This is a genomic window from Haloparvum sedimenti (assembly GCF_001462205.1).
In the GTDB taxonomy this organism is placed as follows: Archaea; Halobacteriota; Halobacteria; order Halobacteriales; family Haloferacaceae; genus Haloparvum; species Haloparvum sedimenti.
This window is the reverse complement of record NZ_LKIR01000130.1, coordinates 3,246-13,108: the sequence shown is the minus strand read 5'-3', so window position 1 is coordinate 13,108 and position 9,863 is coordinate 3,246. Positions and strand designations below refer to the sequence as shown.

The 9,863-nt window shown below is 72.1% G+C and carries 7 protein-coding genes; 5 read left to right on the top strand and 2 right to left on the bottom strand.

Annotated features, from left to right (window positions below; translation table 11 throughout):
- Positions 1–188: 188 nt before the first annotated feature.
- The gene (locus tag AN233_RS11245) at positions 189–911 is read right to left on the bottom strand and encodes a hypothetical protein (RefSeq protein ID WP_094192420.1); all 723 of its coding nucleotides are present in this window, start codon (positions 909–911) and stop codon (positions 189–191) included.
- Between the two features lie 109 nt (positions 912–1,020).
- Between AN233_RS11245 and AN233_RS11240 the strand changes: the two genes are divergently transcribed.
- Positions 1,021–1,905, top strand: coding sequence for a VOC family protein (locus AN233_RS11240; protein ID WP_058366878.1), 885 nt, complete (start codon positions 1,021–1,023; stop codon positions 1,903–1,905).
- Here the strand turns inward: AN233_RS11240 and AN233_RS11235 are convergent, their stop codons facing one another.
- Positions 1,906–3,186, bottom strand: coding sequence for a DUF7544 domain-containing protein (locus AN233_RS11235; protein ID WP_058366877.1), 1,281 nt, complete (start codon positions 3,184–3,186; stop codon positions 1,906–1,908).
- 110 nt (positions 3,187–3,296) lie between these two features.
- Between AN233_RS11235 and AN233_RS11230 the strand changes: the two genes are divergently transcribed.
- The 4 genes from AN233_RS11230 to AN233_RS11215 all read left to right on the top strand — a co-directional run.
- The gene (locus AN233_RS11230; RefSeq protein WP_058366876.1) at positions 3,297–4,361 is read left to right on the top strand and encodes a CNNM domain-containing protein; all 1,065 of its coding nucleotides are present in this window, start codon (positions 3,297–3,299) and stop codon (positions 4,359–4,361) included.
- 142 nt (positions 4,362–4,503) lie between these two features.
- Positions 4,504–5,364 carry a hypothetical protein gene (locus tag AN233_RS11225; protein WP_058366875.1) on the top strand — a complete coding sequence of 287 codons (861 nt, stop codon included), beginning with the start codon at positions 4,504–4,506 and terminating at the stop codon, positions 5,362–5,364.
- The gene (locus AN233_RS11220; protein ID WP_125920021.1) at positions 5,361–6,728 is read left to right on the top strand and encodes a hypothetical protein; all 1,368 of its coding nucleotides are present in this window, start codon (positions 5,361–5,363) and stop codon (positions 6,726–6,728) included. The genes AN233_RS11225 and AN233_RS11220 overlap by 4 nt, the downstream gene beginning before the upstream one ends.
- A partial coding sequence (locus AN233_RS11215; protein ID WP_218055086.1) for a UvrD-helicase domain-containing protein occupies positions 6,721–9,863 on the top strand: 3,143 nt, incomplete at its 3' end. The genes AN233_RS11220 and AN233_RS11215, both read left to right, overlap by 8 nt.

Genomic DNA, 9,863 nt, shown 5'->3' with positions numbered 1-9,863 from the left:
GCACGGCACCGCAACCGCACCGCTCCGCGACCGCACAGCACCGCACAGCACCGCACCGCAACCGCACCGCTCCGCGACCGCACAGCACCGCACCGCCGAGAGTTTCAGAAAAGCGATGTGTCTGAATCGGGCTGCATCACTCAGTATCGCTATCGAACATCACGGCACGAGCACGCGGACTCCGTGGCCTAGAGTTCGATCTCGCGCAGGTCGAGTTCCAGATCGCGAACGTGCTCGTTGTACGCCTCGACGAACGCGCGGAACGCGGGGGCGTACTCGCGGACGTCCGTGGCGGAGGGGGGTTCGTACTGCGACAGCAGGTACACCCCGTTCTCGCCGCCGGCCCGGAGGTAGGAGGCGCCGTCGCGCTCCCACTTCAGCTCCCAGCGCACGCCCTCGACGCGCTCCGTGAACGTCCCCCAGTCGGTCCCCTCGTAGCGGTGGAGCTCGCCCGCCATCCGGTCGCAGGCGTCCGCGACGGCGTCGAGCACGCGGTCGCGCTGGGCGACCACGTCGTCGGTCGACGCCGGCGCCGGAAACTCGGCGGAGACGTCGTCGAGGACGCCGTCGAGCGAGTCGACGTGGTCGTTGAACGCCGCGACGAACGCCGGGTAGTCCGCGAGCGCGGTCGCCAGGTCGTCGGGCTCGGGCGGCTGTTTCGTCGAGACGACGTAGGTGTCGCTACCTCGCTTCGGCTCGAACAGCAGGAACTCCAGTTCGCCGGCCTCGTACTTCACCGTCCAGGCGCCGGCGTCGGTGTCGAACGTCCGCCGGCCGTAGTCGCCGCCCTCCAGTTTCGCCAGTTCGTAGGCGATCCGGCCGGCGTGCTCGCGCACGCGGTCGACGAGCGCGTCGCGGTCGGCCGCGACCGCGTCGACGTCGCGCACGTCCAGGTCCGCGAACTCGGTCATGGTCGAGCGAGGGGCCGCCCGGAGGTAAGCCTCCCGGACCGCGTTCCGCCCACCCCGCGACGACTGCCGGCGCCGCGGCGGTTTTCACGCCCGACCGCGAAGATGACCCATGAACGCCGATCCGACCGAGTCGTCGCTACCGTCCGAGACCGGGGTCGCTCGCGCCGAACTCCGCGTTTCCGACCTCGGCGCGACCGTCGACTTCTACCGCGATGTCGTGGGACTGACCGTCCGCGAGCGCACGGAGACGAGCGCAGCGCTCGGGACCGCGGAGCGTCGCCTGCTCGACCTCCGAGCGGCGCCCGGCGCGCCGGCACGCGGCCGCGGGGAGGCGGGGCTGTTCCACCTCGCGTTTCTCCTCCCGTCGCGGGCCGCGCTTGGCGCGGCGCTGGAGCGGATCGAGGGGACGTGGGAACTCTCTGGCGCGTCCGACCACGCGGTGAGCGAGGCGCTGTACCTCCGGGACCCGGAGGGGAACGGCGTCGAGATCTACCGCGACACGCCGCCGGAGACGTGGCCGCGTTCCGACGGACGGGTCGGCATCGACACGCTCCCGCTGGACCTCGAGGCGGTCCGAGCGGCGCACACCGACCGGAACGCGGCGGCCTCCGAGGAGTCCGTCCCACCGGAGACGCAACTCGGTCACGTCCACCTCGAGGTGACGGACCTCGACGCCGCCGTCGGGTTCTACCGGGACGGGATCGGGTTCGGCGTGACGCACGAGCACGGCGACGAGGCTGCGTTCCTCGCGGCCGGCGACTACCACCACCACCTCGGACTCAACACGTGGCAGGGGCGCCGCGAACCGAAGCGCGAGGACGGCCGCGGCCTCGTGGCGTACGAGATAGCGGTCCCGAACGCGGCGGCGCTGGAGGCGGTCGCCGAGCGCCTCGCGGACGCCGCGGGCATCGACATCGAGGACGGTCCCGCGGACGGGACGCTCGCAGTCACGGATCCCGACGGGATCCGCGTTCGGATCGCCGTCGAGGACTGATCAGGGACGGCCGTCGTCGCGGTCGTCCTCTTCCTCGTCGTCGCCACCGGTTTCACTCCCGGCGTTGCCACCGGTCTCACCCTCGTTGCGATCTGTCTCACTCTCCTCAGTGCGGTCGTTGTCGTTCTCGGCGTCGCGGTCGTTCTCACTCTCCTCGTCGCGGTCGTTCTCGCTCTCGGCGTCGCGATCTGTCTCACTCTCCTCGTCGCGGTCGTTCTCGCTCTCGGCGTCGCTGCCGTCGTTCCCGTTTTTGGCGGTCGCCTCGCTCTCGTCGGCATCGACGACGTCCGCGCGGATCGCGGGGATCAGGTCGAACTGCGGCGACACGTCGCCGAGAACGAGCAGGCTGTAGTACCGAAGGTACGTCGCGACGGGTACCTGCACGAGCGTCGTCGACGCGACGAGGAACGCCGCGACGAAGCCCGCGGCGACGACCGCGGCGACCGCCAGTCCGACGAGGGTCAGCCCGACGGCCTGGAACGTTAGGTACCCGACGATCCCGACGATGACGAACGGGATCGCGAGCACGACGCCCACGAGCGCGGCGCCCATCCCGGCGACGATCCCCGCGCCGATCGACACCACGACGCGAGCGAGCGCGTACACCGCGTACTCGCGCCACTCGGCCCGGAGCTCGCCCCAGAACCGTCGCCAGCCGGCGAGGATCCCGACGCCGTCCGCGACCATGATCGGGACGACGAAGTCCGTCGTGAACAGCAGGAAGAGCCACGTGAGAAGCGCCAGCAGCAACAGCACGGGGGACGCCAACAACAGGACCAACAGGAACGCGCCGAACGAGACGGCAACCAGCGCGACCGCGACGACCAGCGAGCCGACTGCGAGGAGCCACACCGCCAGCCGGAGAAGGAACAACTGGAGGCCTTCCCGGAGGTAGTCGCCGAAGACGCCCCGCACGCGCGGCTCCTCGGTCCGGGCCGCCTCGACGAAGACGAACTGCATCACGGCGCCGACGAACGCGAACGCGATCCCGACCGCCAGCACGAGACCGACGACGAGCAGGACCAGCCCGAGTCCGGGGTCGAACGCTCCGGGGAGTGCGTCCGTGGGGATCTGCCCCGTTCCGGGGACGCTGGCTCCTCCGCCGCCGGGGTCGGAGGTGCTGCCGCCGGCGTTGAGGTTGAGTCCCGACGGCCCCGAGACGCCGGAGGCGAAGAAGACGATGACCGCGAGCGTGAGCCACCGGCGGAGGTCGAAGGGCAACAGCAGGCGTTTCGATGCGTCGATCGAATCGGAGAGGGCGTCGAGCGCGGACCAGCTCATGTGGCGCACTTCCGCGGGCGGGCGTAAATACGTTGGTCCGCGATCCGTAGCCGGTGGGCCGCGGTCGCCGGCCCACAGCTTCTTACCGTGAGCCGCGATAGCGTGCCGTGATGACCCCGATCGAGTTGACGGTTCGACTGGTCGCGGGACTCCTGTTGATCCTGACGAACGGCTTCTTCGTCGCGATCGAGTTCGCGCTGACCCGCGCTCGGCAGTTCACGGAGTCGGAGTTCGTGGACGGGAGCCGGGCGCTCGAGCGAGCGTGGGAGATGACGAACGATCTCGAGATATACCTGACGACGTGTCAGGTTGGGATCACGGCCTCCAGCATCGCGGTGGGGATCGTCGCCGAGCCGGCACTGGCCGCGCTGTTCGAGCCCTACTTCGCGAACACCCCGCTCGCGTCCGTCGGTGCGGGGGCGCTGATCGCGTTCGGCATCATCAACCTCCTCCACCTCACGCACGGCGAGCAGACCCCGACCTACCTCGGAGTCGAGCGATCGCGGCAGGTGTGTCGGTACGGGGCCCGCCCGCTCTACTGGTTCAACTGGATCATCTCGCCGCTGATCACGCTCGGCGACTGGGTCGCGAAGGGGACACTCAACCTGTTCGGCGTCGAGATGACGGGCGCGTGGCTCGAGACGGAGGAGGACGTCCTCGAGTCGCGCGCACAGCTCCGGAACCGGGTCGACTCGCTGTTGGAGGAGGGCGAAATCCCCGAGGAACGCCGCGACGAGGTACTCAGCGCGCTCGACGTCGACACGCTCGCGGTCGAGGAGGTCATGGTTCCGGCGGACGAGATCGTCGCCCTCACGACGACCGCCTCGGTGGCGCAGAACCTCGAGCGGATCCGAAACACGCCACACACTCGATTCCCGCTCGTGGGGGCGGAGCTCACCGATTTCCACGGGATCGTCTACGCGCCGTCGATCATCGACCACTTCGAGGCGCTGCGGGACGGGCGGCTCTCCTTCTCCGAGATCGCGGCGCCGCCGATGACGATCGCGGCGGAGACGAACGTGAGCGACGCCTTCGACCGGTTTCAGGCGGCGGATCAGGAGCTGGCGCTCGTGACTCGGGACGATGCGGTCGTCGGCCTCCTCACCGCGACCGACGCGCTCGAGACCGTCATGGGCCAGCTGGAGGACCCGCTGGACCGCCGGAGCGGCGAATGAGGGCAGGTCGCGGACGAGGCGCGGGCCGCCGGCCTCCCCGGGCGCCGACCACCTTCGCCGCGCTCCGCGAGCCCTTTTACCTGATGCCGCCCAACGGCGTCACGAACCGACGGACGACGGCCGTCCGTCATGGACCGACACCGTGACAGAGAGAGACACGACACCGACCGCTCGCGACGACGCGGCGGACACGGCCCTCCCGTTCACCGTCCACGTGGGCGAGGCGGACGCCATCCGTCGCGAGGCCGACCGCGCGCGGAGCCCCCGGCACCTCGTCGTCACGCCGGTTCGGCTCCACCGCCGCAACGTCCAGCGACGGCTCCGCGAGGACGGGAAGCCGCGGAGCGGGTTCGAGTTCCTGCGGCTGGTCGACGTGGCCCGACGCGTGAACGAGGCGGCGACGGCGATCGAGGCGGGGCCGGACGAGCGCCCGGAGACGGAGTCGCTCGACCGGCTCGACCGGCTCGCGCTGACGCGGCGCGTGCTCCGAGAGGGATCCTCCGGCGTGGCGGGACCGCTCGGTCGGACTGTGGGGTCGCCGGTCGCGAACCACGCGGAGCGGATCGAGCGCGCGCGGGTGGGCCTGGAGATGGTGACGGCGTTCCACCCCGGCCGGCTCGACGCCTTGGAGGCGGCGATCGACGCCCTCGACGGCACCGCGCGGGCCGACGCGCGGGACCTCGTGGGCGGGCTCCTCGCCCTCCAGCGGGAGCTCGGCGACAGGAGCCCGGTCGCCGTTTCTGACGCGGCGCTGCTTCGCGTCGCGACCGCGACGGCCGCCGCGGCCCCGGAGGCGATCGAGACCGCATATCCCGACGCCGACACGCTCTCGGTCGCCGGCGTCAGCACGCTCACGGCGTCGCTGGAGGACTTCCTGTTCGTCCTCGGCGGCGAGACGTCGATCGACGTGCACCTCTATCTCAGACACGGAACGGGCCCGCAGATCGGGGACCAGCTGGCCACTGCTGGGGAGCGGTTCGACCCAACGGAGGCCCGCGAGTGACCGATCCCGGTACGTCCCTGGTGGGAGGCGAGGACGGCCTCGACGCGCTCGCCGACGCGCCGGTCGCGACGCTCGTCGCGCGGACGCGAGCCGCCGAGGCACGTGCGGTCGTTGCCTGCGTCGACGGGCTGCTCTCGGCCGGCGTTTCGCCGTCCGACGTGACCGTCGTCGTTCGGGACGTGGACGCCTACGAGGCGTCGCTCCGGCGGGCGGCGAGACGCTACGAGACGACGCTCTCCGTCTGGACGCAGCTCCGACTCGAGCGCACGGTCCCCTACCGATTGACCCGCGCCGTCGTCGCGCTGCTGGCCGAGCGGGAGCGGACCGGTGGCGCAGTCGGGGTGGACGTACTGTTGGCCCCGCTCCGGTTCGAGTGGGTGCCGCCGGCCGGCGGGTCGGACGTGGAACCTTCCGACCCGTTCCTCGTCGACTCCGCCGCGCTCGGTGCGCTCGCGCGGCGAACCGGCGAGACGAAGCACGCGGTCGCGGGCTGGCCGGACGAAGTCCGACGGATCGCTGACGGGATGGACATGAGTGGATCGGACGCGGGTGGGACGCCGGAGGCCGACGCTGTCGGGTCGTCACCCCCGGGACTCGCGGGCGCGATCGAGCGCTACGCGGCGTGGATCGACGCGGCGCCCGCAACCCCTGGCCCGCACGACCTGGACGCCCTCCTCTCACCCGTCTTCGAGGCCTACCGGACTCGGGTCATGCCGGCGCGTCGCGACGCCGACGACGCGACTCTGACCGGCACGGCACGGACCTCGCGGGCGCTCGACCGGATGGGCGAGCTGACCGGCGAACTCGCGGACAAGTACGGGGACTGGATCTCGGACGGCTACGCCCCGCGGTCGTGGGCGACGGTCGCGGACCTGCTCGACGCCATCGCGACGACGGTCCCCGGCCGACGCGAGTACGCGACCGCCCGATCGGTGGACGTGATGGAGGCGAACGACGTGTGGGGGCTGGATCTCCCGTACGTCGTCGCTGCGGGGCTCGTCGACGGGGAGTGGCCGCGTCCCCCCGAGAGCGCCTTCCCCGCCGCGCTTCGCCGACTGCTGGGGACGACCGACGGACCCGGTGCCGCGCTCCGTCCGCGGGCGGGCTGGACCGAGGCCGGCGAACTCGACCAGTTCGCCGACACGGTCGCGGCGGCGAGCGAGGGGCTCGTCTGCACGCGCTTCGCCGTCGACGCGGACGGGATCGAGGTCCGGCCCTCGCCGTACGTCCAGGCGGTCGACGGGACGCCGGTCGGCCGTGACGCCCTCGACCGACTGGTCGGCCCCGACCGAGAGCTTCCGGACCCCATCGCGGCGATGGTTGATCTGGCGAGGACGCCCGAGGAGGACGATTCGGATGCCTGATCGGTCCCTCCCGGAACTCGACGAGACGCAGCGCGCCGTCGTCGAGGCGTTTCGCGACGCCGACGCCGGGCTGTTCACGATGGACAGCCACCCCGGCGCGGGCAAGTCGACGGCCACGGGGAAGGCGGCGGCACTGTGTCTGTACGAGCGGCTGCTCGCGGGCGATCCGGTCCCGGAGCGGCGGCTGCTCGTCACCTCCTTCTCGAGAGAGGACGCCGCGGACATCGTTCCCGACGTCGTCGACTGGCTGTGGGAGCTGTACGACCGGGACGAGATCCCGGGCGACGGCGACGTGACGGCCGCGGACGTGCGCCAACTCGAACGTCGACTCCGGGGCGTCGCGACGGTCGGGACCGTCGACAGCGTGCTCCGGTCCGTCCTCGAGGCGTTCGCCACCGAAGTCGGGTTCGCGGAGATGCCCGCCGTCGGCAACGAGGCGCTGCTCGCGCGGCTCCACGAGGACTGCTACGCGACGCTCGCTTCGGCCCCCGACCACGCCGACCGGATCGAAGGGCTGGAGGCCGCCTATCCGGAGGGCGGCGCGCACGTCGACGGACTGCGGACGCTGCTGCGGAACGCGCTCCGAACGTGTCGCCAGCGCCGGCTCTCGATGGGGGCGTTCCACCGGGAGCTCCGCGCGACCGTCGCGGACGTGTACGACGGCGGCGACGCCGGAACGGTCGAGTGTCTCCGCGAGGGTATCGCCCGGTGCCGCGGCCGCGAAACCGCCGAACGCGTCGGCGGTCTCGACGCCGACGACCGGGCGGCTCTGCTGACGGCCGACCGTCGGCTCCACGACGCGTGGCGCGCGGCCGTGGACGATTTTTGTACCCTATTGACGGCCTATCGCGACCGGTACGACGAGCTGACGCGGGAGCGTGGGGTGATCGCACACGTCGACTGCGCGCACCTGGTCGCGGCGTACTTCGGCGGGGAGATCGGTGGTGAAGCGGACCGGACCGGGACGGAGCACGACGGCCCCACGTCCGACGAGGGGGACGCCCGTACAGCCCGCCGTGAACGGCTCCGGAACCGGTTCCACGAGGAGATCGGGAGCGTCATCGTCGACGAGGCACAGGACGTGTCGACGGTGCAGCACGCGGCGCTGTCGGCGCTCGTCACCGACGAGATGCGCGTCCTGCTGGTGGGTGACCTCAAGCAGTGCGTCTACGTCTGGCGCGACGCGCGGCCGGCCCTGTTCGAGCGCGCCGTCCGCGAGGGGAAGTACTTCGGGATCGACTGGCCCGACCCTGTCACCGGGACGGCGACGCGGAACTACCGCTCTCGCCCCGGCCTGGTCCACGCGATCAACGCCGTCGCGACGTCGACGCTCCCCGACCCGATGCGGGGCGACGCCGGGACGCTCGAGGTGTCCTACCCGCCGCTGGAGGCGACGCGTCCGCCGACCGAGCGCGCACCCGTTCACGTCGCCACGGTTCCGAACGGCGGGACGCCGGGGTCCGCGGGCTGGGTCGCCGGGACCGGCCGCGCTCCGGGTGCCGCCGACGCGGTGGCGAACCTCCTCGCCGGTGGCGTCGCGGACGGGTGTTTCGTCGACGGCGCTGCTGGAGGCGATGGCGGGGACGAGCGAGGGGAGAACGACCTGCCGAGCGTGACGGCGCTGTTCCGGTCGAAGGCGAACATGGAGCCGTACCGGGAGGCGTTGGAGGCCCGCGGGTTCACGGTCGGGAACGCCCGGGTCCCCCTGTTCGCCACCGAGTCCGTCCGGGCGACCGTGGCGGTGCTGCGGTGGCTCGCGGACCCGACCGACCCGGAGCGCACGCGCCGGCTGGTGACCGAGTCGCCGCTCGCGGACGGGACCTACGGCCTCGACGCGGTCGCGGCCACGTTCCGGAGCCACGACTGGTCGCTCCCGGCGGTCGCCGAGACCGAGGCGGACCGCTTCGCGGCCGGGCGGCGGCGCGTAGTCCGGGCACTCGCCAACCTCGCCGCCGACGAGGCGCGGCTCCGCTCGCGCCCCGCGACGGCGGTCCTCAGGGAGACGGTGGAGGCCGTCGGCTTCGAGACGGACCCGCAGGGGATCGACCCGGACCCCTCGCGCCGGCAGCGGCTGGCCAACCTCGACGCCCTCGTCGCCGCGGTCGAGGAGTGGGAGGGCGAGGACGCGTACGGTCTCGCGGAGTTGGCGGAGCTGCTCGACCCGTTCCTCGTCGACCCGTCGCTGGGGCCGGACCGCCCCCTCGTCGACGACGACGTGGACGTGGTGTTGAAGACCATCCACGGGATGAAAGGCGACCAGGACGAGGTGGTCGTGCTGGCGGACCCGGTCGGCTCGGTCGGCGGGCGCCCGTCCGACGCCGACCGGCTCGTCACCGACGGCGAGGGCGTCGGACTGGCACCGCCGGTGAACGCGCTCGAGGAGGAGGGACCGGCCCCTGTCGGCGACGAAGAAGGGGCGGCCGACGCGGAGGACGGCGGCGACGAATCGTCCTCGCTCCCGCCGGTCCCGGGGTTCGACGGCGGGCTCTACGATCCGGACCCGGAACGGACGGACCGCGACGCCGGGCTGCGGTGGACGGTCGAGCTCCACGCACCGATCGGCGGGGACGCCACGGAGCTCGTGGGTCACGAGCCCCTGCGTGCGGCGGCCGCCGAGCGCCGCGCGGAGTCGTGGCGTCTGCTGTTCGTCGCGCTCACTCGCGCGCAGGAGCACCTGGTCCTGCCGCTGCCGAAGGCCGACTACGAAGGGTCCCCGAACTCCTGGGTCGCGGCGCTTCACGAGGCGATGGAGATGGGCCGCGGGGCGCCGCGGACGACACACAGCGCGTCGTTCACGTACCCGGACGGGCGGGTCGGCGAGTTCTCGGTGGCGGTCAACGACGTCCGGATGGTCGACCGCGTTCGGACGACTCGATCGGACCGCGTTCCGCCCGCCACACCGCCGCTGTCGCCGGAGTACCCGCCGTGGATCCCGCGGTTCGTCCGTCCGAGCACCTTCTACCCGCTGAAGGAGAACCCGGTGGAACACGTCGTCGACCACCTCATGGGTCGTGCGCTGCACACGGACACCGACGAGGTGTCGCCGTCGCTCGACCTGCCGTTCGACGCCGTCGGACCGGACGCCGTCGGCCGGATCGCCCACGCCGCGGTCGCGGCCGTCGCGGAGGACGCGCT

Excerpts from the sequence above, each read along its gene's own strand:
- AN233_RS11245 (WP_094192420.1), bottom strand. The coding sequence starts at position 911 with ATGACCGAGTTCGCGGACCTGGACGTGCGCGACGTCGACGCGGTCGCG.
- AN233_RS11240 (WP_058366878.1), top strand. The coding sequence starts at position 1,021 with ATGAACGCCGATCCGACCGAGTCGTCGCTACCGTCCGAGACCGGGGTC.
- AN233_RS11235 (WP_058366877.1), bottom strand. The coding sequence starts at position 3,186 with ATGAGCTGGTCCGCGCTCGACGCCCTCTCCGATTCGATCGACGCATCG.
- AN233_RS11230 (WP_058366876.1), top strand. The coding sequence starts at position 3,297 with ATGACCCCGATCGAGTTGACGGTTCGACTGGTCGCGGGACTCCTGTTG.